The sequence below is a fragment of the Pseudomonas sp. FDAARGOS_380 genome, from assembly GCF_002591235.1.
GTDB lineage: Bacteria > Pseudomonadota > Gammaproteobacteria > Pseudomonadales > Pseudomonadaceae > Aquipseudomonas > Aquipseudomonas salmasensis.
On sequence record NZ_CP023969.1, the window covers coordinates 3,361,747 to 3,385,833 of the forward strand.

Below are 24,087 nucleotides of genomic sequence, written 5' to 3' on the forward strand. Positions count from 1 at the left end.
GGCGTATCTCTAAGCTCTCCTAACAAGGCTCGCGCTTTCCATGCTGGTGATTTCCAACAACGTACACTTGCCCGATGCCGAGATCGAGCTGACCGCCATTCGTGCCCAAGGTGCCGGTGGGCAGAACGTCAATAAAGTGTCGAGTGCGGTGCACCTGCGGTTTGATATTCCGGCCTCGTCGTTGCCAGAGTTCTACAAGGAGCGCCTGCTGGCGTTGCGCGACAGCCGGATCACCAGCGAAGGCGTGCTGGTGCTCAAGGCCCAGCAATATCGCACCCAGGAGCAGAACCGCGCCGATGCGCTGGAGCGCCTGGTGGAGTTGATCCAGAGCGCTACCAAGGTCGAGAAAAAGCGCCGTCCGACCAAGCCTACCCTGGGCTCGAAGAAACGCCGCCTGGAGTCCAAGACCAAGCGCGGCAGCATCAAGGCCGGGCGCGGCAAGGTCGACTTCTAGGCGTCGCGTGTTTCCCGGGCCTTGGGCGCCTGGCGGTACAGGTAGACGCTCAGCAGCAAACCGGCGAAAGCGGCGAGGGCGGCGAACAGGAAGATCGAGGCAAAGCCAAAGCCTGCCGCCACGGCGCCCGCCAGTGGCCCGGTGATGCCCAGGGACAAATCAATAAACAGCGAATAGGCGCCCACCGCCGAGCCACGGCTGGAAGCCGGCACCAGGTTGACCGCCTCTACCCCCAACGCCGGGAACACCAGGGAAAAGCCGAAACCGCTCAACGCCGCACCCGCCAACGCCAGCTGGGCATCCGGCGCCAGCCACAGCAACAGCAGGCCCAGCACTTCCACCGACAGGCAAGCGATGGCGACGCGAAACCCGCCAATGCGGTTGATCAAATTGCCAAACAGCAAACGCGCGCCGATAAAACTGGCACCGAACAGGCTCAAGGCCCACACCGCGTTATCCCAGTGCTGGGTGCTGTAATACAGCGTGATAAAGGTGGCGATGGTGCCAAAGCCGATGGAGCCCAGCGCCAGCGCGCAACCATGGGGCAGCACGCGGCCCAGCACATTCATGAACGGCAAACGGACGCCGGGTACAATCGGCGCGGCTTGTTTTTTCCAGGCCAACAGCACGCCCAGCACGGCCAATAGAATGATGCTGACGCCCATGCTCCACAGCCCCAACTGGCTGACCAGCAGCACCCCCAACGGCGCACCGACCGCCAGCGCGCCGTAGCTGGCGATGCCGTTCCAGGAAATAACCTTGGCCGTGTTCGCCGCGCCGACACGGCCGATACCCCAGCCAATCGCGCCTGAACCCACCAGGCTTTCAGCACTGCCCAGCACCAGCCGACCGATCAGCAGGCAGCCGAGGCTGAAGGCCGGCAGGCTGGAAAACCACGCCGCCAGCAACATGAACACCCCGCTCAAACCGCAGCCCACCAGGCCGATCAGCACGGCGCGCTTGCTGCCCAGGTTGTCGATGATCTTGCCGGCATAGGGTCGGCTCAGCAGGGTTGCCAGGTATTGCACGCTGATCACCAGCCCGGCGATGACAGCGCCATAGCCCAGTTGGCTATGCACATAACCCGGCAATACGGCCAGGGGGATGCCGATATTCAGGTAGCCGATAAAGGTAAACAGCACGATGGAAACGACTTGCAGCGTGACCGCCATGGGGCGCTGGGTATCTGGCATGGGAGAGATCCACTGTCGCAGCAGGTAAAGATAGGCTGCTAATGATACCGGCGCGCAGGCCGGGCAGGGCGGCAAAAATGTAAAACGTCAGATCTAAAGCCGATCAAGCTTGGGCGGGGGCCAGCAATTGGGTGGTCACCAGGGCCGCCAGGGCGTTTTCCTGAGTGCCAAAGCGCTTGAGCAGTGCCGCTTGCTTGTCGGCACTGAGGCGGTTCCAGACTTCGACCATCTGCAAGGCAGCGTCGAGTACAGCGGCGTCCGGCGTGTCGAAAGGGGAAGTGGTCATAGGGACGGTCTCGGATGATTCAGGCAGTGTGGAAAGCGCTCAAAGGTGCGCTTTCCACACGGTCTGGTACGGCGTCAGTCCCGGCTTTCGCGCTCGACTGGTTTTGCTTCTTTGGCCTCAGGCTGCTTGTCGCTGGCCTGCTGCGGTGTTGGCTGCTCAGTTGGGTGCAGGCTTGGGAAGGGGAGATTAGGTATCTCGTGCATCGTGGTCGCTCCTCGCAAGGTCTGTTTTTTCAATCGCAGGTGATTCCGCGCTCTCAAAAAGCCTTGGCAGGATACAGCACCGTAAATGACAAAAAGACTTTTATCTCGACTGTCTCGCCCATTTTTCTCCTAAAAGACTGTAGGAGCGAGCTTGCTCGCGAAAAGCGTCAACGATAACGCAGTGCGTCAGGTAGCCAGCGGTGTCTGTGGGTGCTTCGCGAGCGAGCTCGCTCCTACAAGGGGCAAGTCTTAGAACGGCACCTTGCCCAAGATCATGTCGCGGTACATCACAAAATCCCCCAGCAAGCTGTAGAACGGGTGTTGAAAGGTGGCGGGGCGGTTCTTTTCGAAGAAGAAGTGGCCAATCCAGGCAAAGCTGTAGCCCGCGAGTGGCAAGGCCAGCAGCAGAACCAATGAGCCTCTGCCGATGGCGTACGCCAGAATGCCTATTACCAGGGTGGTGCCGATAAAGTGCAGGCGTCGGCAGGTGCTGTTGCCGTGTTCGCTCAGGTAGTACGGGTAGAACTCGGCAAAACTGTTGAATTTCTTGATGTTTTCCACGGTCACCGGCCCTCTGGTTGTTGTGCCGCCAACGGGTGCGCGGCGGGGAGCTTATTTGAGTCTAGAGTGAACAGTGCTAACAGCCAGTGACAATAGATGCCACTTTAGTATCCTTGGCTTCCTGGCTGCCGTTTGAGCCTGCTTTCAATAAGAAGACGCCATGAGCGAACGAACAACTTCTGCAAGCTGGGCGATGGGCATCGTCAAGGCGCTGGAAATGGATGGCCTGGATTGCAGGGCCTTGTTCAAGCAGTTGGGCCTGGATTATGCGTCCCTCACTGACCCCGATGCGCGCTTCCCGCAAGACGCCATGACCCGCCTGTGGCAGCGTGCGGTCGAGGTGTCGGGCAACCCGGCGATTGGCCTGAACATGGGCAAAGTGGTACGCCCTGCCTCGTTTCATGTTGCCGGTTATGCGTTGATGTCCAGCAACACCCTGGCCGAAGGTTTTATGCGCTTGGTGCGCTACCAGCGCATCATCGCCGAAAGCGCTGACTTGAGTTTCCGACTTTTACCCGAAGGCTATGCGTTGATTCTGACAGTGCATGGCGATCACCTGCCGCCCACCCGTCAAAGCGCCGAAGCCTCGCTGGCCAGCGCTTTGGCCCTGTGCGGCTGGCTTACCGGGCGCACCCTGCAACCGCGCAAAGTGCTGCTGCAAGGCGACCAGCCGACGGACTTGGCGCCCTACCAACACGCCTTCCACGCGCCTTTGCAATTCAATGCACCCTATGACGCGTTGATTTTCGAGCAGGCCGACATGGAGGCGCCGCTGCCCACAGCCAATGAAGCCATGGCGCTGTTGCATGATCGCTTTGCAGGGGAATACCTGGCGCGTTTTTCCGAAAGCCGCGTGACCCACAAGGCGCGTCAGGTGCTGTGCCGCCTGCTGCCCCAGGGCGAACCCAAGCGCGAAGCGGTGGCCCAGACGTTGCACCTGTCCCAGCGCACCTTGCAGCGGCGGCTGCAGGAGGAGGGCACCAGCTTCCAGGCCTTGCTCGATGACACCCGGCGCGAACTGGCCGAGCAGTACCTGGCACAACCCAACATGACCTTGCTGGAAATCGCCTACCTGCTGGGGTTTGCCGACCCGAGTAACTTTTTCCGCGCCTTTCGCCGCTGGTTCGATGCCACGCCCGGCGAATACCGGGCGCGGTTGCAGCAAATGTCGAGCGTCAGTGACGCCAGAACGCCGGAATGCACAACACAAACACGGTGATGATCTCCAGGCGTCCCAGCAACATGCCCAGGGACAGGATCCACTTGGCGGCATCCGGCAGGGTGGCGAAATTGCCGGCCGGGCCGATGGTTTCGCCCAAGCCGGGGCCCACGCCGGATACGGTACTGGCGGCGCCGGTCAACGCGGTCATCCAGTCCACGCCCAGCAGTGACAGGGCCAGGGCGATCATGCAGATGGTGATGGCGAAGAAAAACGAAAACGTCAGAATCGAGCGCACGATCTCTTCATCGAGGCGATGGCCGTTGTACTTCTGCTTGATCACCGCGCGCGGGTGGATCAACTGATTCAAGTTGGCCTTGAGCAGGATGTACGCCACCTGGAAACGGAAGATCTTGATACCGCCCGCGGTGGAGCCCGAGCAGCCGCCGATAAAGCCCAGGTAGAAAAACAGCATCAGTGAGAAGTTGCCCCACAGGCTGTAGTCCCCCAGTGCAAAGCCGGTGGTGGTCACCACCGACGTCACGTTCAGCGCCACGTGGCGCAAGGCATCGAGCCAATGCAGGTTGGTGGTCCACCAGTACCAGGTGCCGAGTACCAGCCAGGTCACCAGCAACAGGCCGAGCAGGCCTTGCACTTGCTGGTCCTTGATCAGCGCCCGACGGTTGCCGCGCAAGGTGGCCACGTACAGGGCGAACGGCAAGCTGCCGAGGATCATCACCACCACCGCGACCCAGTGCACCGCCGGTTGTTTCCAATGGGCCAGGGACTCGTCCGAAGTGGAAAACCCACCGGTGGAGATCGCCGACATGGCATGGTTGATCGCATCGAACACACCCATTCCGGCCCACCAGAAGGCCAGGCTACCGAAGATGGTGATGCCCACATACGCCGCCACGATCAAGCGCGCCACCATATGCGAGCGAGGCATGACCTTTTCCGAGCGGTCCGAAGATTCGGTCTGGAACAGGCGCATGCCACCAATGCGCAGCAGCGGCAGGATCGCCACCGCCATGCCGATAAAGCCGATACCGCCGAGCCAGTGCAGCAGCGAGCGCCACATCAAAATGCCTGGCGACATGCTGTCCAGGCCGCTCAACACGGTGGAGCCGGTGGCGGTGATGCCGGACATGCTTTCAAAGAACGAGTCGGTGTAGCTGATGTGCTGGGTCAGCAAAAAGGGCAGGGCGGCAAAGATGCACACCACTACCCAGCTGCTGACCGTGAGCAGGTACATGTCCCTGGGGCGCAGGTGCACATGTTCGGGGCGGCCAGGGATGACCAGCGCCAACCCGGCGATAAAGGTAATCAGGCTGGCCCACAGGAACGAGGGCAGGTCGCTGGTGCGTTCGAAGATCACCAGGGTCGCCATCGGGATCACCATGGCGACCGCAAGGGTGATCAGGAAGATGCCGATGATGAAACCGATGATACGCAGGGTCGGCAACGCCATGAAGTTCGCTCGGGTGATTGGGCAGAGGCGCCATTCTACCTGCGGTGCAGGTCTTGTAAACCAAGGGCTGCGGTGGCTTGGTGTCTACACAACTTCGCAGCGACGCTGAAGTTGTGGCGAGGGAGCTTGCTCCCGTGACGAACTACCAACCGACGCAGATCTCCCTGACACACCACGATCCAACTGTGGGAGCTGGCTTGCCTGCGATGACGGCCTGCCAGCCGACGCCTATCTACCTGACACCCCCATGATCCAACTGTGGGAGCTGGCTTGCCTGCGATGACGGCCTGCCAGCCGACACTGATCTACCTGACACCCCACGATCCAACTGTGGGAGCGGGCTTGCTCGCGAAGGCGGCCTGGCAGTCAACACAGTTGGACCGGGTACATATCCGTTATTTAGGTAACGGCCACCTAGGGTTCCGCTCTGACAGCGGGTCACTTTTGGAAGGACCCAAAAGTAACCAAAAGGTCCTCGCCCCACCACTCGGCACCTCGCTTAGGCTCGGTGTGCCCGTAATCCGCCAGTGATTTGGGGGGCCGCCGCCACGCGCCATCCATGGCGCGGGGCGGCTAAACCGGCATCCCTGCCGGTTTACCCCCCAAATCCCTGTCGAATTCCGGCCAGCGTGGTTTGACGGGGCGCCTAAGATCAAGATCAAAAGCAGATCAAGATCAAGAGCGGCTCGCTTCGCATCGTGGAGTGTGTGGCCGGGCGCGGTCAACTGTGGCTTGCCTGCGAAGGTATCGACTCGGTGTGCCTGAATCACCGAGTTGTCCGGATCGCAGGCAAGCCAGCTCCCACAGAGATAGGTGCAGCAGTTATTGCGCGCATAAAAAAGGCGACCCGCAGGTCGCCTCTTTCAACTGCGCTTGATCAGAACTCGTGATCAGCACTGTCCGGGTTCAGGTCGCTGATGCCCAGCTTGCCGGCAGCGGCTTCGATCGAGCCGGTCTGCTTGACCAGGGCGGCGATCGAGTCACGTACGATCTGGTTGCCCTTTTCATTGTCGGCGGCGATCAATTGGTCGTAGTGCTCGCCGTTGTTGGCGTGGTCAACCATCACCTGGATCTTCGCTTCGGTTGCCGCCAGGTCAGCCTTGAGGGCCGCGTCGGCTGCCGGGTCGGCCTTGGCCACCAGGGACGACAGGCTGGCGCCGGTCAGCTTGGTGCCGTCAACACGGGTGTATTCGCCCAGGTAGACGTTACGGATGCCCTTGGCGTCGTAGAAGTGCGAGTAATGGGTGTTGTCGCTGAAGCAGTCTTGCTCGTCTTCCGGCGAGTTGGCTTCCAGGGACACTTTCATGCGCTCCCCGGCGAGTTCGCCCAGGGACAGGCTGCCCATGCCGAACAGCATTTTACGCAGGCCGTCGGTGCCAGGTTCCGACTCCAGGGTGGCGCGGTAGTTGTCTTCGACGTTGGGCTTCCAGTTGTCGACCATTTCCTGCAGGTCGCTGACCAGCAGTTGGGTGACCGCACGCAGGTAAGTGCGGCGACGCTCGTTGTGGCCGCCGGTTGCACCGTCACCGGTCATGTAGTCCGACGCCGGGCGGTTGCCCGCGCCTGGGCCGGTGCCGTTGAGGTCCTGGCCCCACAGCAGGAATTCGATGGCGTGGTAGCCGGTGGCGACGTTCGCTTCGGAACCGCCCAGCTCATTGAGGCTGGCGAGTTTTTCCGGGGTGATGTCCTTGACGTCAACCTTGTCTTCGCCCACCTGGATTTCGTTATTGGCGATGATGTTGGCGTTGGCGCCTGGGTTACCCAGTGCGTGCTCGTAAGACTTGTCGACGTAGTCGATCAGGCCTTCGTCCAGGGGCCAGGCGTTAACTTGGCCTTCCCAGTCGTCGATGATGGTGTTGCCGAAGCGGAATACTTCGCTCTGCAGGTAGGGTACGCGCGCGGCGATCCAGGCGGTACGGGCCGCTTTCAGGGTTTCGTCGTTCGGGTTGGCGAGGAAGGTGTCGATTGCGGTCTGCAGGGTTTTTGCGGTGGATTCGGCATCGCTGTACACCGCAAACACCATGTCTGCGTAGTGCGCGACCACGGCCTTGGCGGCCGCTTCGTCGACCTGGCCAGCCGGGGCAGCCGCCGGTGCGGTAGTGCTGGCGGCAGCGGGTGCCTGGGGCGCGGCGGCCTTGTCTTTACCTTCGCCGCAACCGGCGAGAGAAATGGCAATGGCCAGCAGACTGGCGGTGGCCAGGGGCATACGAATCATGGCGAACATCCTGCTTCGGTTGTTGAAAGGGCGCGCGGGGAGCGCAAACGCTGCGACATAATGCGAAAGATTTGCATTTTGTGTAAAGGCTTATACGCGGGAAATATTGAGTATCGAAGTGTAAATTCAAAGACTCACGGCGTTATTGCGCTCGGCCTGCTTCAAATAAGCCGTCAACTCCCGGGCCTGCAGCGGTTTGCTGTAGTGATAACCCTGCCCCTCATGGCACCCCTCGGAGATGACGTAGGCCTCCTGTTCGGCAGTCTCCACCCCTTCGGCAATCACCTGCATGCCCAGGCTTTTGCCCAGTTGGATAATGGCGCGCACGATGGTTGCGTCATCGTCGTCGTCCTGCAGGTCCTGGACGAAGCTCTTGTCGATCTTGATCTTGTCCAGGGGCAGGCTCTTGAGGTAACTCAGGGATGAGTAGCCAGTGCCGAAGTCATCAATGGCGATCAGCGCCCCGGAGCGGCGCAGGCTCAACAGGTGCTGGGCGGCGGTGCTGATGTCTTCCATCAGGCCGGTCTCGGTCACTTCCAGCTCCAGGCTGCGCGGCGGCAGGCGATAGATCTGCATCAGGTTGTTGACCACCCGCGGCAACTCGGTGTGGTGCAGTTGCACGGTGGACAGGTTGACGGCCATGCGCAGCGCCGTGAAGCCCTGGTCATGCCATTCGCGCAATTGCCGGCACGCCTGGTCCAACACCCATTCGCCAATGGGAATGATGGTGCCGTTCTGTTCCGCCAGCGGGATAAACAAGTCCGGCGGTACCAGCCCGTGCTCAGGGTGCTGCCAGCGCAGCAGGGCTTCCACGCCCACCACCTGATGGTCGCGGTAGCTGATTTGCGGTTGGTACACCAGGTGCAACTGCTCACGGCTCAGGGCATCGCGCAGGTCTTTCTCCAGTTCACGGCGCCGGCGCATTTCGCTGTCGACGCTGGCGATATAAAACTGGTAGCGGTTGCGCGAGCGGCTCTTGGCCAGGGTCATGGTCTGCTCGGCTTTTTGCAGCAACTTCTCGGTGCTGTCGCCATCCTCCGGAAACAGCGTGATGCCGATGGTGGCGCGCAGGCGGATCAGGTCATGGTCGAGCGCAAATTCAGCCTCCAGGTCATCGAGAATACTTTGCGCCAGTTCGGCGGCTTCGTAGGGCTGATCGATATCGGCTTGCACCAGGGCGAACTGGTCGCCGCCCAGGCGGGCGAGCGTACCCAGGCGGCCGCTGTGGGCGCGCAGGCGGTCGGCCAGGGCCAGTAGCAGTTTGTCGCCGGCCTGGTAGGTGAACTGCTCGTTGACGCTCTTGAAGTCATCCAGCCCCACGCACAACACCGCGACACGGCGTTGCCGGCGGCCAGCGTCCGTGAGGATCTTGTCCAGTTGCGCCTGCAACTTCTGGCGGTTCGGAAGGCCGGTCAGGAAGTCGTATTGGGCCATGCGCAACAGGCTCGATTCGGCCTCGTGGCGCAGGTGGGTATTGCGCTCGATGGATTCGAGCAATTGGTTGGCGGTGTTTATCCACTGCCCCAGTTCGTTGCGTTCGTGGCCCTTGAGCTGAGGGATCTTGTGCTCGCTGGGGCGGTCCGGGTTGATCGAGGTCAGGTGCTCGATCATCCGCGACAACGGCTTGGTCAGCATCCAGTGATACACCAGGTACAGCACCAGCCCCATGGCCAAGGCGCGCAATACGCCCGAGATAAAGATGATGACCGAGCTGACCAGGAAACTTCGGCCATAGGTGGCGGTGTCAAGGGTGATACTCAGGTCGCCGTAATATTCGCTGTAGGGGCCCTTGCCCACCAACGCAGTGGTAAAGGAGCGTTCCTGGCCAAGAATCAGGTCGGTCAACCAGCGGCTGGGGGACTGCTGTAAAGGGCGGCTTTTTTCCGCCAGCATGGTCTCGTTGGGGTGGCCGATAGAGGCCATGCGCACAGCGTCGTCCTGGAACAGGCCTTCGATCACCTGCATGCCCATCTCGCGATCCAGGCTGTACACGGCCTGGGTCGAGGGGTCGCGAAACATGTCGAGGATGCGCTGGGCATCGCCCGCCACGGCCTGGCGCGTCTTGTAGGCATCAAAAACGATCTGCGCCACGCTCAGCGCCACACCCACGATCAAGGCCGACAGCAGCACAACCCGTAGCAACTTCACCGACAAGCTGTTCTTGAGTTCCAGCTTCAAAGGGGCATTCCTTGTCTCATGCGGGTGGCCGTCAATATGCCATGAGTATTGGCAATCTGGTGATGGCAGTCAAAGGGACATTGGGGCTTGGGATAAATTGAGGGTGTTGCTGAATAAAGGTGCCGCGGCGACAACTTATGGCGGGGCTTTCACAGGCGGGCAAAAGGACAGGATGTCCGCAGCAGGCTTGGCAGGGGGGAAGGCGGAGCAGATCCGCCTTCCGGTTCTACGACTCTCTTAATAATTGCACTTACCCTCTGACTGGTGTGCGTCCCCGGCGACCTTTGCGTCCTTGCCGACCGTGTCTACGAGCTTGTTCGCCAAGTCCAGAGCGCCTTTTGCCACATCCAGGCCCTTGTCGAGAAGGCCCGATACCATCGGGATTGCGCCTGCTGCCATCGAAATAGGGTCCATCGTCATTCTCCACATTCATTCAGGAGGGTTATTCCTCCTGACGGTTGTGTGGTCAATTGTTACGGTTGAGTTCCGGTATCTCTGGGCTGTCTGTCTGGCGCGCATAAAAAAGCCCGGCGATTGCCGGGCTCTTTCTACTGCAAGCGTTACTTAGGCAGTGAAGGCCTTACCTTCGAACTGCTCAGCCACGAACTTCCAGTTGACCAGGTTCCAGAACGCTTCCACATACTTTGGACGCACGTTGCGGTAGTCGATGTAGTAGGCGTGTTCCCAGACGTCGCAGGTCAGCAGCGGGGTGTCGCCGTTGGTCAGCGGGTTGCCGGCGCCGATGGTGCTGGCCAGGGCCAGGGAACCGTCAGCCTTTTTCACCAACCAGCCCCAACCGGAACCGAAGGTGCCGACCGAAGTCTTGGTGAACTCTTCCTTGAACTTGTCGAACGAACCGAACGCAGCGTTGATGGCGTCGCCAAGCGCGCCGGTGGGTTGGCCGCCGGCGTTTGGCGCCAGGCAGTTCCAGTAGAAGGTGTGGTTCCAGACTTGAGCGGCGTTGTTGAAGATGCCGCCCGAGGAAGACTTGACGATCTCTTCCAGGGTCTTGCCTTCGAACTCGGTGCCAGGCACCAGGTTGTTCAGGTTCACGACATAGGTGTTGTGGTGCTTGTCGTGGTGGTATTCCAAGGTTTCCTTGGAGATGTGCGGCTGCAGGGCATCGTGTGCGTAGGGCAGCGGCGGCAATTCGAAAGCCATGATGATTCTCCTAATCAGGTCAGTTGCGGTGAGCGCAAGGCCGATCACGGGCGGCCAAACATGCGCCGGGGAGTTTGTACTCTTTGCGGCGCAGGGGTCCGATCATAGCACCGGGGGTGCGGCATAACCACGCAACAACTGTGTGGGATAGAGGTTCCAGCGCGTTTTGGAATATTGCTCAGGCGCTGATCAGTTGATAGGCCACCGAGAACATCATCGCGGCCACCAGCAGGTCCAGCAGGCGCCAGGTGGCCGGGCGTGCCAGCCAGGGTGCCAGCCATGCCGCACCCAGCGCCAGGGTGGCGAACCACAGAAACGAAGCACTGGCCGCACCGGCTACGTAGGCACCCGGTTCGGTTTGTTGCGCGCCCAGGGAGCCGATCAGCAGGACGGTGTCCAGGTAGACGTGGGGGTTGAGCAAGGTCACCGCCAGGGCGCTCAGCAATACGGCGCGCAATGAGCGCGTCTTGAGGCTGTCGCTTTGGTCCAGGCTCTGTTTCGAGCAGGCCCTGCGCAACGCGCATGCGCCGTACCACAGCAGGAACGCAGCGCCGCCCCAGCGTGCCACCGCCAGCAGTATCGGGCTTTGCGCCAGCACGGTGGCCAACCCGAATACCCCGGCGGCCACAAGCAGTGCGTCGCAGATCACACACAGCGCCGCCACGGGTAAGTGATGTTCGCGGCGCAGGCTTTGCGCGAGTACGAATGCATTTTGGCTGCCGATTGCCATGATCAACCCGAGGGCCACCAGCAAACCGTTCATATAGCTTTGCCACATAGAAGGAGATCCTTGTTGATGCTCAAACGATGCTGGCTATGGTGCGGGTCGGGGCTGTATAAGAAAAACCAATATTGCTGATCGCTCATTAGAGAAACTGATGTTCGACTATAAATTGCTTTCCGCCCTGGCGGCGGTGGTGGAACAAGCCGGCTTTGAGCGCGGTGCCCAAGTGTTGGGGCTATCGCAGTCCGCCATCTCCCAACGCATCAAGCTATTGGAGGCGCGCATCGGCCAGCCGGTGTTGATACGCGCCTCGCCGCCAACGCCCACCGATATCGGCCGGCGCCTGCTCAACCATGTGCAGCAGGTGCGTTTGCTGGAGCGTGACCTGCAAAGCCAGGTGCCGGCCCTGGACGAGGAGGGCATGCCCGAGCGCCTGCGCATTGCCCTGAATGCCGACAGCCTCGCCACCTGGTGGGCCGAGGCGGTCAGCGACTTCTGCGCCGAACAGCATTTGCTGCTGGACCTGGTGGTCGAAGACCAGACCGTGGGCCTCAAACGCATGCGCGCTGGTGAAGTGGCGGCCTGCATTTGCGCCAGCGAGCGCCCCGTGGCCGGTGCCCGCAGCCTGTTGCTGGGCGCCATGCGTTATCGGGCGCTGGCCAGCCCGGCCTTTCTGGCGCGGCATTTTCCTGGGGGCGTGCGGGCCGACCAATTGGCGCGCACGCCTGCGCTGGTGTTCGGCCCGGATGATTTCCTGCAGCACCGCTACCTGGCATCCCTGGGAGTGGACGGTGGTTTCGAACACCATCTATGCCCGTCATCCGAAGGCTTTATCCGCCTGACGGAAGCCGGCCTGGGCTGGGGGCTGGTGCCTGAATTGCAGGTGCGCGACCAGTTGGAAACCGGCGTATTGGTCGAGTTATTGCCAGATAAGCCCATCGATGTGCCGCTGTACTGGCATCATTGGCGCAGTGGCGGACAACTGTTGGGCTTGTTGACCGACCATCTGGCCGATGTGTGTGGTCATTGGTTGGTGCCGTTGGAGTGATGGCGCGCGTCAAGGCAACAGCGATGAAAAACGAAAGAACACGGAGTACTACATGAAAATTCTGGTCACCGGCGCAAGCGGCTTCATCGGCGGGCGCTTTGCGCGCTTCGCCCTTGAACAGGGCCTGGACGTGCGGGTCAACGGGCGGCGCGCCGAGGGTGTGGAACACCTGGTACGGCGTGGTGCCGAGTTTATCCAGGGTGACTTGAATGACGCCGACCTGGTGCGTGACCTGTGCCGCGATGTCGAAGCCGTGGTGCATTGCGCCGGCGCCGTCGGGCTGTGGGGCAAGTATCAGGACTTCCACCAAAACAACGTGCTGGTCACCGAAAACGTCGTCGAAGCCTGCCTGAAACAGCGCGTCGGGCGCCTGGTGCACCTGTCGTCGCCGTCGATCTACTTTGACGGCAGGGACCACCTGGGGCTCACCGAAGAACAAGTGCCCAAGCGTTTCAAGCATCCCTATGCCGCCACCAAGTACCTGGCCGAGCAGAAGGTGTTCGGCGCCCAGGAATTCGGCTTGGAAGTGATAGCCTTGCGCCCACGGTTTGTTACCGGGGCCGGCGATATGAGCATCTTCCCGCGCCTGCTGAAAATGCAGCGCAAGAACCGCCTGGCGATCGTCGGCGACGGCTTGAACAAAGTCGACTTCACCAGCGTGCATAACCTTAACGAGGCGTTGCTCAGCAGTTTACTCGCCACCGGCTCGGCCCTGGGCAAAGCCTACAACATCAGCAACGGCGCACCGGTGCCGATCTGGGATGTGGTGAACTACGTGATGCGGCAAATGGAATTGCCCCAGGTGACCCGTTACCGCTCCTACGGTGTGGCCTACAGCGTGGCAGCCTTGAATGAAGCCTTCTGCGCGATGTGGCCGGGGCGGCCTGAGCCGGCATTGTCGCGCCTGGGCATGCAGGTGATGAACAAAGATTTCACCCTCGACATCAGCCGCGCCAGGCATTATCTCGACTACGAGCCCAAGGTCAGCCTGTGGGCCGCGCTTGACGAGTTCTGCAGCTGGTGGAAAGCCCAGGACCCGGGCCGCCAATAAGCTCATAAGCAGCAACACTTCGGGAACCCAATTCCAGGTTCCGAGTCGATCCATGCGCCGGGAGTGCGGTTTATACTCCTGCCGCTCGGCTTTGCAGCCAGCCATCTCATTGATTCAGGGTAGATTCATGCGTAACGATGCTAAAGACGACTTCGACAACGTTCCCAGCCTGCGGGCCGATCTTGGGGATGACGATGATTTCGTGCCGACCGCCGCGACGTCGGTGCGTTCGCGAACGACGCCCGTGGTCAAGGTCAAGAGCGCCAGCACTGGGCCGTTGTGGGCATTGGTTGGCGCGCTGTTGATCGCCTTCGCGGGCCTGGCCTGGTGGAGCTTCCAGCAGATCTCCCTGATGGGCCAGCAGTTGGTCGCCACCCAGGAGAGTTTTGCCCGCATCAGCGAGGAAGCGGCGGGGCGCCTGCAGGCGATTTCCGGCAAGGTCGTGGCCAGCGAAGCCAATGTGAACAACGGCAGCGAAGCCTTGAAACTGCAGATCAAGCAGCTGGAAGCCCAGTTGCAGGAGCAGGGCAAGCAACAGTTGGGCGTCGCGGGGCAGGCCACCGAACTGGACAGCCGCCTGGCCCAGATGAGTGCCAGCACCACCGAACTGACAGCGGCCAACACCAAGCTGCAAGGCCAGGTGCAGGCCCTTACCGACGCAGTCGCCAGCCTCACGGCAGCGCAGGCCGAGGTCAAGGGCCTGGCCACCGATGTGGCTGCCTTGAAGAAGCAAGGCAACCCAAGCGCGGCCATCGCCCGTCTCGAGCAGGACCTGCTGGTACTCAAGAGCGCCCAGGAAAACCAGCCGGCCAACGTCGACGCACCGACCAACAAGGAATTCGACGTGTTCCGTATCCAGACCACGCGCAATATCACCACCTTGCAGAGCCAGGTGCAGAACTTGAATCAGCGTCTCAATGCGCCGGCTGCGGCCACCCCACTGGGCCAATGACCGAAAATCGCCTTGTGTAGGAGCGAGCTTGCTCGCGAAAAACGTTAACGATCACGCGGGTTTCCTGGATAAGCGCGGCGCTTGTTGGCTTTTCGCGAGCAAGCTCGCTCCTACATTAGGATTAGGGTGTTGATTGTCACCATTTGGTGACATTTGCCATCCCTTTCGTTACTTGCCCATCCCACGCCCTTGTTTAGACTCCGGTCATCCCAAAAAAACAATAAGGGCCACCCATGACTACCCATCCACTGCCTGCCAGCAGTTGGCTGAATGCACCTGCCCATCACGCCTGGCTCGCCGCCGAAGGCCAGCGCTTGCTGGCGTTCGCCAAGGCATCGCGCCTGCCGGACGGTTTCGGCAATCTCGACGATAAAGGCCAGTTGCCGGCCAATGTCCGCGCCGAAACCATGAACACTGCGCGCATGACCCACAGCTTTGCCATGGCCCATGCCATGGGGTTGCCGGGTTATGCCGAGTTGGTGGCGCACGGTGTGGCGGCGCTCAGCGGCCCGCTGCGCGACAGCGAGCACGGTGGCTGGTTCGCCGCGCCCCACGCGGCTGATGGCAACACCGGCAAGGCCGCCTACCTGCACGCCTTCGTGGCCCTCGCGGCCAGCTCTGCCGTAGTGGCCGGCGCGCCGGGTGCACAAACATTGATGAACGACGCCATCCATATCATCGACCAGTTCTTCTGGAGCGAAGAGGAGGGCGTCATGCTCGAATCTTTTGCCCGGGACTGGAGCGGCGTCGAAGCCTATCGTGGCGCCAACAGCAACATGCACGCCACCGAAGCCTTCCTGGCGCTGGCCGATGTCAGCGGTGATACACGCTGGCTGGACCGCGCGCTGCGCATTGTCGAGCGAGTGATCCACACCCATGCCGCCGGCAACCAGTTCATGGTCATCGAGCATTTCGACGCGCAGTGGAAGCCCTTGCTCGGTTACAACCAAGACAACCCCGCCGATGGCTTTCGCCCTTACGGCATTACACCCGGCCATGGTTTTGAATGGGCGCGGTTGCTGCTGCACCTGGAAGCTGCGCGCCTCAAGGCTAAGCTGGCCACGCCAGACTGGCTGGTGAGCGACGCCAAAGACCTGTTCGCCAGTGCCTGCGAGTACGCCTGGGCGGTGGATGGTGCGCCGGGCCTTGTCTACACTTTGGATTGGAACCAGCGCCCGGTGGTACGCGAGCGCCTGCACTGGACCCATGCTGAAGCCAGCGCCGCCGCTCAGGCGCTGCTCAAACGTACCGGCGAACTGCATTACGAAACCTGGTACCGACGCTTCTGGGAATTTTGCGAAACCCACTTCATCGACCGGCTCCAGGGCAGTTGGCACCACGAACTCAGCCCGCACAACCAACCCAGCAGTAAAATCTGGGGCGGCAAACCTGACCTGTACCATGCCTGGCAAGCGGTTGTGCTGCCTGCACTGCCCTTGGCACCCAGTTTGGCCAGCGCATTGGGCAGCGGATGCTATGTCACCAAGTGGTGACATTTGTGCGTCCCTTTGTTACCTGCGCCCTGAAAATCCATGTTTAAACTCCGTGCAGCGCAAGCTCTAGACTTGCATGCATAACAACAAGAAAAGGTACTCAGATGAACGCGATTAATCGCCTCGCCGTCGCTATTTCCATTGCCTCGTTGTTCCCCCTCAGTGCATTTGCCGCCGACTCCAAAGGTACGGTGGAAGTGGTGCATTGGTGGACCTCCGGCGGTGAAAAAGCGGCTGTGGATGTCCTGAAGGCCCAAGTTGAGAAAGACGGCTTCACCTGGAAAGACGGTGCTGTAGCAGGCGGCGGTGGCGCCACTGCCATGACCGTGCTCAAAAGCCGCGCGGTCGCCGGCAACCCACCAGGCGTTGCCCAGATCAAAGGCCCCGACATCCAGGAATGGGCGTCGACTGGCCTGCTCGACACCGACGTGCTCAAAGACGTCGCCAAAGAAGAAAAGTGGGATTCGCTGCTCGACAAGAAAGTCTCCGACACCGTGAAATACGACGGTGACTACGTCGCCGTGCCGGTGAACATCCACCGCGTGAACTGGCTGTGGATCAACCCGGAAGTCTTCAAGAAAGCCGGCATCACCAAGAACCCAACCACCCTCGAAGAATTCTACGCAGCGGGCGACAAGCTCAAGGCTGCAGGCTTCATTGCGCTCGCCCACGGCGGCCAGCCTTGGCAGGACAGCACCGTGTTCGAAGCTGTGGTGCTCTCGGTCATGGGTGCTGATGGTTACAAGAAAGCCCTGGTCGACCTTGATAACGGCGCCCTGACTGGCCCAGAGATGGTCAAGGCCCTCACCGAGCTGAAGAAAGTCGCGACCTACATGGACGTCGACGGCAAGGGCCAGGACTGGAACCTGGAAGCTGGCAAGGTCATCAACGGCAAGGCCGGCATGCAGATCATGGGTGACTGGGCCAAGTCCGAATGGACCGCCGCCAAGAAAGTCGCCGGCAAGGATTATGAGTGCGTAGCGTTCCCGGGCACCGATAAAGCCTTCACCTACAACATCGACTCCCTGGCGGTGTTCAAGCAGAAAGACAAAGGCACTGCTGCGGGCCAGCAGGACATCGCCAAAGTCGTGCTGGGTGAAAACTTCCAGAAGGTGTTCAGCATCAACAAGGGTTCGATCCCTGTGCGTAACGACATGCTGACCAAGATGGAGTCCTACGGTTTTGACTCCTGCGCCCAGACCGCCGCCAAGGACTTTTTGGCCGACGCCAAGACCGGTGGCCTGCAGCCAAGCATGGCCCACAACATGGCCACGACCCTGGCGGTGCAGGGTGCGTTCTTTGATGTCGTGACCAACTTCATCAACGACCCGAAAGCCGACCCGGCCGACACGGCCAAGAAGCTTGGCGCGGCGATCAAATCGGCCAAGTAACACAGCCACTGTAGGAGCGAGCTTGCTCGCGAAAAACTCAAGGTCACCGCGTTCATCCTGTATGCACGCGTTATCGTTGAAGTCCTTCGCGAGCAAGCTCGCTCCTACAGGGTTCGGTTCAGCTGCTAGTCCTTTTTCCCTGTACTGGATTTTCCCATGAGTTCTGTTGCTGTGTTCAGCAAGGCCTCGCCATTCGATGTGCTGCAGCGCTGGCTCCCTAAACTGGTGCTGGCGCCGAGCATGTTCATCGTGCTGGTGGGCTTTTATGGCTACATCCTGTGGACGTTCGTGCTGTCGTTCACCACCTCGACCTTCCTGCCCAGCTACAAATGGGCGGGCCTGGCGCAGTATCAGCGGCTGTTCGACAACGACCGCTGGTGGGTGGCGAGCAAGAACCTGGCCGTGTTCGGCGGCATGTTCATCGGCATCACCCTGGTGATCGGTGTGCTGCTGGCGATTTTCCTCGACCAGAAAATCCGCCGCGAAGGCTTTATCCGCACCATTTACCTGTACCCGATGGCGCTCTCCATGATCGTCACCGGTACCGCCTGGAAATGGCTGCTCAACCCGGGCATGGGCCTGGACAAACTCCTGCGGGACTGGGGCTGGGAAGGCTTTCGTCTCGATTGGCTGATCGACCCGGACCGCGTGGTCTACTGCCTGGTGATCGCCGCTGTGTGGCAAGCCTCCGGCTTTATCATGGCGATGTTCCTCGCTGGCCTGCGCGGCGTTGATCAATCGATCATTCGTGCTGCGCAGATCGACGGCGCAAGCCTGCCGCGTATCTACTGGAGCGTGGTGCTGCCCAGCCTGCGTCCGGTGTTCTTCAGTGCAGTGATGATCCTGGCGCACATTGCGATCAAGAGCTTCGACCTGGTGGCGGCAATGACCGCAGGCGGCCCGGGCTACTCCTCCGACCTGCCGGCGATGTTCATGTACTCGTTCACCTTCAGTCGCGGCCAGATGGGCATGGGCTCGGCCAGTGCAATCCTGATGCTCGGTGCGATCCTCGCGATCATCGTGCCGTACCTGTATTCCGAGCTGAGGACCAAGCGCAATGACTAGTCTCGCCGCCAAACCTGCCATCAGCCTGAGCCGCATCGCGATCTACGCGGTGCTGATCCTGGCGGTGCTGCTGTACCTGGTGCCGCTGGTGGTGATGTTGCTCACCAGCTTCAAGACCCCGGAAGACATCAGCACCGGTAACCTGCTGAGCTGGCCCACCGTGGTCAGCGGCATCGGCTGGGTCAAGGCCTGGGCCACTGTGGATGGCTACTTCTGGAACTCGATCAAGATCACCGTTCCTGCTGTGCTGATCTCTACCGCCATTGGCGCCTTGAACGGCTACGTGCTGTCGTTCTGGCGCTTTCGCGGTTCGCAGTTGTTCTTCGGCCTGCTGCTGTTCGGCTGCTTCCTGCCGTTCCAGACCGTGCTGCTGCCCGCGTCGTTCACCCTCGGCAAGATGGGCCTGGCCAGCACCACCACCGGCCTGGTGTTTATCCACGTGGTCTACGGCCTGGCGTTCACCACGCTGTTCTTCCGTAACTACTACGTGAGCATCCCGGATGCGCTGATCAAGGCCGCACGCCTGGACGGAGCGGGGTTCTTCACCATCTTCCGCCGGATCATCCTGCCGATGTCGACGCCGATCATCATGGTCTGCCTGATCTGGCAGTTCACCCAGATCTGGAACGACTTCCTGTTCGGTGTGGTGTTCTCCAGCGGCGACTCCCAGCCCATCACGGTGGCGCTGAACAACCTGGTCAACACCAGCACCGGGGCCAAGGAATATAACGTGGATATGGCGGCGGCGATGATCGCCGGGCTGCCGACCCTGCTGGTCTATGTGATCGCAGGCAAGTATTTCGTGCGCGGCCTCACGGCCGGCGCGGTCAAGGGGTAATCATGGCTACGCTTGAACTTCGCAATGTAAACAAGACCTATGGCGCCGGCCTGCCCGACACCTTGAAGAACATCGAACTGTCGATCAAGGAAGGCGAGTTCCTCATCCTGGTCGGCCCGTCGGGTTGTGGTAAATCCACGCTGATGAACTGCATCGCCGGCCTTGAGACCATCACTGGCGGCGCGATCATGATCGGTGATCAAGACGTGAGCGGCATGAGCCCCAAGGACCGTGACATCGCCATGGTGTTCCAGTCCTACGCGTTGTACCCAACCATGAGCGTGCGCGAGAACATCGAGTTCGGCCTCAAGATCCGCAAGATGCCCCAAGCCGACATCGACGCTGAAGTGGCGCGCGTGGCCAAGCTGCTGCAAATCGAGCACTTGCTCAACCGCAAGCCGGGCCAGTTGTCCGGTGGCCAGCAACAGCGTGTGGCCATGGGCCGTGCCTTGGCGCGTCGGCCGAAGATCTACCTGTTCGACGAACCACTGTCCAACCTTGACGCCAAGCTGCGCGTCGAGATGCGTACCGAAATGAAGCTGATGCACCAGCGTCTTAAAACCACCACCGTCTACGTGACCCACGACCAGATCGAAGCGATGACCCTGGGCGACAAAGTGGCGGTGATGAAGGACGGAATCATCCAGCAATTCGGCACGCCGAAGGAAATTTACAACGACCCTGCCAACCTGTTTGTGGCAAGCTTTATCGGTTCACCACCGATGAACTTCGTTCCCATGCGCCTAAAACGCCAGAACGGTGATTTGGTGGCGGTGCTCGACAGCGGCCAGGCCCGTTGCGAGTTGGCGCTGGGCATGAATGACGCCGGGCTGGAAGACCGCGATGTGATCCTGGGCCTGCGCCCGGAGCAGATCGTGCTGGCAGCGGGCGAGGGTAATGGCTCGTCGAGCATTCGTGCCGAAGTGCAGGTAACCGAGCCGACCGGCCCGGACACCCTGGTGTTTGTGCAGCTCAACGACACCAAGGTCTGCTGCCGTTTGGCGCCGGACGTGGCACCGCAAGTGGGCGAGACCCTGACCTTGCAGTTCGACCCGGCCAAGGTATTGCTGTTTGACGCCAAGACCGGTGAGCGATTGGGCACAGCGGCTTCATTGCCGGCACAGGGGCATGCCGACAATGTGACCCAGTTCAAGGGCCGTTAAGCAAGATAAGTGATTGTTTTAGTTAAAAAATGTAACCCGCGTTAGATAAAAACAGTTTAATAACAATAAAGACGAGGATGTAGGGATGAAAAAGCAACACAACAACACCCGGCTGATCTGCCAACTGTCAGCGGCAGCAGCCCTTGTATTGTCCGCCAATGCGATGGCGGCCGATGCATTCAGCGCCGATTCCAAGTGGATGACCGGCGATTGGGGCGGCGAGCGTACCAAGCTGATCGAGCAAGGTATCGACATCAAGGCCGACTACGTGGGCGAGATGGGCTACAACGCCCACGGCGGCTACAACGACGACAAGACCGGTCGTTACTCCGACCAGTTCGGTCTGGGCGTGGCACTGGACCTGCAAAAACTGTGGGGCTGGGATAACACCCAGGCCAAGATCCAGTTGACCAACCGGAATGGCCAGAACATCTCCAATGACCGCATTGGCGACCCGCGTGCCGGCACCTTGAGCTCCTCGCAAGAAGTGTATGGCCGTGGCCACATGGTGCGTCTGACCCAGTTCTGGATTCAGCACCAGATGTTCGACAACAAGTTGGACGTGAAGCTCGGTTACTTCGGTGAAGGCGAAGACTTCAACACCTTCCCTTGCGACTTCCAGAACCTGTCGTTCTGCGGCTCCCAGGTCGGTAACTACGTCAATACCTGGTACAACTGGCCGGTCGCCCAGGCCGCTATCCGCGTGAAGTACAACATCACGCCTGAGCTGTATGCGCAGATCGGTGCCTACAACCAGAACCCGTCGCAGTTGGAGCATGGCAACGGCTTCAAACTCAGCGGTAGCGGTACCAAGGGCACCGTGATCCCGGTGGAATTGGTCTGGTCGCCGAAGGTTAATAACCTGCCGGGCGAATACCGTGTGGGCTTCTATAAAAGTGCGGCCGATGCTCCGGATGTACGTGAAGACGTCAACGGTAACGATGCGGTCCTCAGCGGCGCCGACTTCCGTACCCGCAGCAGCAAGAAAGGTTACTGGTTCGTTGCGCAACAGCAACTCACCACCCATAACGGCGACGCTTCCCGTGGTCTGAACATCGCTGCCAACGCGACGTTCCACGACAAGGAAACCAACCTAGTCGACAACTACCAGTCGTTGATGCTGGTGTACAAAGGCCCATTCGACGCGCGTCCAAAAGATGACGTCGGCATTGGCGTCGCTCGCCTGCATGTCAACAATGATGTGAAGAAGAACTCTGAGCTGCTCAACGACGCCAGGGGCGTGAGCGACTACGACAATCCGCTGTACACGCCGATTCGTGAGACTGAATACAACGTCGAACTCAACTACGGTTTCCACGTCACCAACTGGCTGACTGTGCGTCCGAACCTGCAGTACGTTGTTCAGCCTGGCGGCGTGGATAAAGTCGACAACGCGCTGGTCGCGGGCCTGAAAATTCAGTCTACGTTCTAACGCTGTTGCGATAAGCTCCTCTCTCTGTGCGCATTTGCGGGTAGCCATGGCTATCCGCTTTTTTTTGCGTGGCACTGTGATATTCGGGACCTGGGCACATGCACGAGCAACCGCTGCAACGCTTTTTCAAATCCCTGCGCGAGCGTCCGGTGTTCGCTTGGGAGCGCTTTCAGATGCGTGATGTGTTGGTAATCGACCATCCGCTGTGCCAGGCGGTGTTCAGTCGCCAGGGTGCGCAACTGTTGCATTTTCAGCCCACCGGCCAGAAGCCCTGGCTGTGGTGCGCAGCCAAGTGGCCGCAGGTCGGCGCCATTCGTGGCGGCGTGCCGGTGTGCTGGCCGTGGTATGGCCGCCACCCCAGCGAAAACGCCTGGCCTTCCCACGGTTGGGCCCGCTTGATCGACTGGAAACTGCTCGACAGCAGCACTGATGACGACGGCGTGCGCCTGCACTGGCAATTGCAACTGTGCGACTGGCAGGTGGACTTGCACGCGCACCTGGGCGACACCTTGGAACTGCGCCTGAGTACCGAGCATCACGACGAGCTGCCGTGCCAGTTGAGCCATGCATTGCACGCTTACTGGCGTATTGGTCACGTTGATGAGGTAGCGCTGTCTGGGCTCGAAGGGGCGCAAGGTTATGACCAGCTCAATCGCCAGGTTTGCCAGCAGGAAGGTGAATTGCGGGTCGATGGTGGATGCCAGCGGGTGTTCCAGCATGAGGGTGAATTGCAGCTCAAGGACCACGCCTGGCAGCGCGAACTGTGCATCGACACGGGCGATACTGCCGACACCGTGGTGTGGCACCCGGGGAGCCGGCCGTTATTGGGTGTGAGCTTTAACGAAGCGTCGGGGTTTGTGTGCGTGGAGGCGGCGATGGCGGCGGCGAGCCTGGCGCCGGGGGAGAGGGCGCATTTGAGTTTGCAGGCGCGGGCGGCAGTTTAGTGGTGTAGCTGATGGCCCCTTCGCGAGCAAGCCCGCTCCCACATTAGACCGAGTTCCACTTATGGAATGCAGTCGAGTGTGGGAGCGGGCTTGCTCGCGAAGAGGCCGGAACGGCTGGCATAGAGCCCGACTATTTAGTTGAACTCATCCCCCACCGGATACCGGCTGTCATTCAAGCTCTCTTTGATCTTGCGCAAATGCGGCTGGAAATCCACCCCACGACGCAAGGTCATACCGGTCGCCAGCACATCCAGCACCGTCAATTGGATAATCCGAGAAGTCATCGGCATGTAGATATCGGTGTCTTCCGGCAACGGGATGTTCAGGCTCACCGTACTGGCCTTGGCCAGCGGCGAGTTCTCGGCGGTCACGCCCAACACTGATGCACCGTTTTCCCGAGCGATACGCGCCACTTCCACCAGCTCGCGGGTACGGCCAGTGTAGGAAATGATCACGAACAACTCACCGGTGTGCGCCACCGAGGCGATCATGCGTTGCATCAGCACGTCGGCGTGGGCGGTCACTGCCAGGTTGAAGCGGAAGAACTTGTGCAGCGCGTCCATGGCCACGGGGGCTGAAGCGCCCAGGCCAAAGAAGTGGATCTGCCGTGCCTGGATCAACAAGTCCACGGCCTTGCTGATCAGCGCGGGGTCCAGGGCCTGGCAGGCACTGTCCAGGGAGGCAATGGCGCTGCCAAAGATCTTCTGGGTGTAGGCCTCGGGGTTATCATCGGCTTCCACGGCGCGGCTGACATACGCGGCGCCACTGGCCAGGCTTTGCGCCAACTGCAATTTAAGTTCAGGGTAACCGCTGACACCGAACGAACGGCAGAAACGGTTGACCGTCGGTTCACTGACCGAGGCGGCCTGGGCGAGTGCGGCGATCGAGAAGCGTGTGGCCTGCTGCGGGTTGAGCAGGATCACTTCAGCGACTTTGCGCTCGGCCTTGTTCAATTCTTCGAGGCGGTTCCGGATCTGTTCCAGAAGATTTCGCACGCGGTCCATTCAGTCTTTCCTTCGGGCGACGATGCAAATAAAAAGGCGGTAACCAATCGATGAGTGGCTTTTCGCGGTGGCCTATCCTACTGAGGGTAGCTGAACACCAC

At 60.6% G+C, this 24,087-nt stretch carries 22 protein-coding genes; 12 read left to right on the plus strand and 10 right to left on the minus strand.

Annotation, left to right across the window (positions count from 1 at the left end; all coding sequences use genetic code 11):
* Positions 1 to 40 precede the first annotated feature (40 nt).
* Positions 41 to 454 (plus strand): alternative ribosome rescue aminoacyl-tRNA hydrolase ArfB, encoded by a 414-nt coding sequence (arfB, locus tag CRN80_RS15750; protein WP_032895560.1) that lies wholly within the window; start codon positions 41 to 43, stop codon positions 452 to 454.
* On the opposite strand, the gene CRN80_RS15755 is transcribed toward arfB, so the two are convergent.
* The 3 genes from CRN80_RS15755 to CRN80_RS15765 all read right to left on the minus strand — a co-directional run bounded on the left by CRN80_RS15755 (position 451) and on the right by CRN80_RS15765 (position 2,697).
* Complete coding sequence (locus CRN80_RS15755; RefSeq protein WP_032895561.1) at positions 451 to 1,647, minus strand: MFS transporter; 1,197 nt, start codon at positions 1,645 to 1,647, stop codon at positions 451 to 453. The genes arfB and CRN80_RS15755 overlap by 4 nt on opposite strands.
* A gap of 103 nt (positions 1,648 to 1,750) precedes the next feature.
* On the minus strand, positions 1,751 to 1,933 hold the full coding sequence (locus CRN80_RS15760) for a hypothetical protein (RefSeq protein ID WP_032895562.1): 183 nt from the start codon (positions 1,931 to 1,933) through the stop codon (positions 1,751 to 1,753).
* Positions 1,934 to 2,385: 452 nt separating this feature from the next.
* The gene (locus CRN80_RS15765; protein WP_034128574.1) at positions 2,386 to 2,697 is read right to left on the minus strand and encodes a DUF962 domain-containing protein; all 312 of its coding nucleotides are present in this window, start codon (positions 2,695 to 2,697) and stop codon (positions 2,386 to 2,388) included.
* A 160-nt stretch (positions 2,698 to 2,857) separates the two neighbouring features.
* Between CRN80_RS15765 and CRN80_RS15770 the strand changes: the two genes are divergently transcribed.
* Entirely contained in the window at positions 2,858 to 3,916 is a 1,059-nt protein-coding gene (locus tag CRN80_RS15770; RefSeq protein ID WP_032895563.1) for an AraC family transcriptional regulator, read from the plus strand.
* Here CRN80_RS15770 and CRN80_RS15775 read toward each other — a convergent pair.
* The 6 genes from CRN80_RS15775 to CRN80_RS15800 all read right to left on the minus strand — a co-directional run bounded on the left by CRN80_RS15775 (position 3,873) and on the right by CRN80_RS15800 (position 11,659).
* Positions 3,873 to 5,327 carry a TrkH family potassium uptake protein gene (locus tag CRN80_RS15775; protein WP_003193780.1) on the minus strand — a complete coding sequence of 485 codons (1,455 nt, stop codon included), beginning with the start codon at positions 5,325 to 5,327 and terminating at the stop codon, positions 3,873 to 3,875. The genes CRN80_RS15770 and CRN80_RS15775 overlap by 44 nt on opposite strands.
* A gap of 877 nt (positions 5,328 to 6,204) precedes the next feature.
* Entirely contained in the window at positions 6,205 to 7,542 is a 1,338-nt protein-coding gene (locus CRN80_RS15780; RefSeq protein WP_032895564.1) for an imelysin family protein, read from the minus strand.
* A 126-nt stretch (positions 7,543 to 7,668) separates the two neighbouring features.
* Entirely contained in the window at positions 7,669 to 9,720 is a 2,052-nt protein-coding gene (locus tag CRN80_RS15785) for a bifunctional diguanylate cyclase/phosphodiesterase (RefSeq protein ID WP_098950525.1), read from the minus strand.
* A 237-nt stretch (positions 9,721 to 9,957) separates the two neighbouring features.
* The gene (locus tag CRN80_RS31235; protein ID WP_156995569.1) at positions 9,958 to 10,134 is read right to left on the minus strand and encodes a hypothetical protein; all 177 of its coding nucleotides are present in this window, start codon (positions 10,132 to 10,134) and stop codon (positions 9,958 to 9,960) included.
* Between the two features lie 150 nt (positions 10,135 to 10,284).
* Positions 10,285 to 10,881, minus strand: a complete 597-nt coding sequence (locus CRN80_RS15795) for a superoxide dismutase (RefSeq protein ID WP_032895567.1) — start codon at positions 10,879 to 10,881, stop codon at positions 10,285 to 10,287.
* Positions 10,882 to 11,059: 178 nt separating this feature from the next.
* The gene (locus CRN80_RS15800) at positions 11,060 to 11,659 is read right to left on the minus strand and encodes a LysE/ArgO family amino acid transporter (RefSeq protein WP_032895568.1); all 600 of its coding nucleotides are present in this window, start codon (positions 11,657 to 11,659) and stop codon (positions 11,060 to 11,062) included.
* 100 nt (positions 11,660 to 11,759) lie between these two features.
* Between CRN80_RS15800 and CRN80_RS15805 the strand changes: the two genes are divergently transcribed.
* From CRN80_RS15805 to CRN80_RS15850, 10 genes are all read left to right on the plus strand, one after another.
* A complete protein-coding gene (locus CRN80_RS15805) occupies positions 11,760 to 12,653 on the plus strand; it encodes a LysR family transcriptional regulator ArgP (protein ID WP_003193773.1) in 894 nt (297 codons plus the stop codon).
* 52 nt (positions 12,654 to 12,705) lie between these two features.
* A complete protein-coding gene (locus CRN80_RS15810) occupies positions 12,706 to 13,704 on the plus strand; it encodes an NAD(P)-dependent oxidoreductase (RefSeq protein WP_098950526.1) in 999 nt (332 codons plus the stop codon).
* Between the two features lie 127 nt (positions 13,705 to 13,831).
* A complete protein-coding gene (locus CRN80_RS15815; protein ID WP_098950527.1) occupies positions 13,832 to 14,656 on the plus strand; it encodes an ATPase in 825 nt (274 codons plus the stop codon).
* 233 nt (positions 14,657 to 14,889) lie between these two features.
* Positions 14,890 to 16,149 carry an AGE family epimerase/isomerase gene (locus tag CRN80_RS15820; RefSeq protein ID WP_098950528.1) on the plus strand — a complete coding sequence of 420 codons (1,260 nt, stop codon included), beginning with the start codon at positions 14,890 to 14,892 and terminating at the stop codon, positions 16,147 to 16,149.
* Between the two features lie 104 nt (positions 16,150 to 16,253).
* A complete protein-coding gene (locus tag CRN80_RS15825; RefSeq protein WP_003193767.1) occupies positions 16,254 to 17,540 on the plus strand; it encodes an ABC transporter substrate-binding protein in 1,287 nt (428 codons plus the stop codon).
* Between the two features lie 156 nt (positions 17,541 to 17,696).
* Positions 17,697 to 18,605 carry a carbohydrate ABC transporter permease gene (locus tag CRN80_RS15830; RefSeq protein ID WP_003193765.1) on the plus strand — a complete coding sequence of 303 codons (909 nt, stop codon included), beginning with the start codon at positions 17,697 to 17,699 and terminating at the stop codon, positions 18,603 to 18,605.
* Positions 18,598 to 19,443: a carbohydrate ABC transporter permease gene (locus tag CRN80_RS15835; protein WP_003193763.1), complete on the plus strand. Its 846-nt coding sequence runs from the start codon at positions 18,598 to 18,600 to the stop codon at positions 19,441 to 19,443. Before CRN80_RS15830 ends, CRN80_RS15835 begins: the two co-directional genes overlap by 8 nt.
* 2 nt (positions 19,444 to 19,445) lie before the next feature.
* A complete protein-coding gene (locus CRN80_RS15840) occupies positions 19,446 to 20,606 on the plus strand; it encodes an ABC transporter ATP-binding protein (RefSeq protein ID WP_044267736.1) in 1,161 nt (386 codons plus the stop codon).
* 85 nt (positions 20,607 to 20,691) lie between these two features.
* Positions 20,692 to 22,038: a carbohydrate porin gene (locus tag CRN80_RS15845; RefSeq protein WP_003193760.1), complete on the plus strand. Its 1,347-nt coding sequence runs from the start codon at positions 20,692 to 20,694 to the stop codon at positions 22,036 to 22,038.
* A gap of 98 nt (positions 22,039 to 22,136) precedes the next feature.
* Positions 22,137 to 22,982, plus strand: coding sequence for a D-hexose-6-phosphate mutarotase (locus CRN80_RS15850; protein ID WP_032895574.1), 846 nt, complete (start codon positions 22,137 to 22,139; stop codon positions 22,980 to 22,982).
* A gap of 134 nt (positions 22,983 to 23,116) precedes the next feature.
* Here CRN80_RS15850 and CRN80_RS15855 read toward each other — a convergent pair whose 3' ends face one another.
* Positions 23,117 to 23,977, minus strand: a complete 861-nt coding sequence (locus CRN80_RS15855) for a MurR/RpiR family transcriptional regulator (protein ID WP_169856377.1) — start codon at positions 23,975 to 23,977, stop codon at positions 23,117 to 23,119.
* Between the last annotated feature and the right edge of the window lie 110 nt (positions 23,978 to 24,087).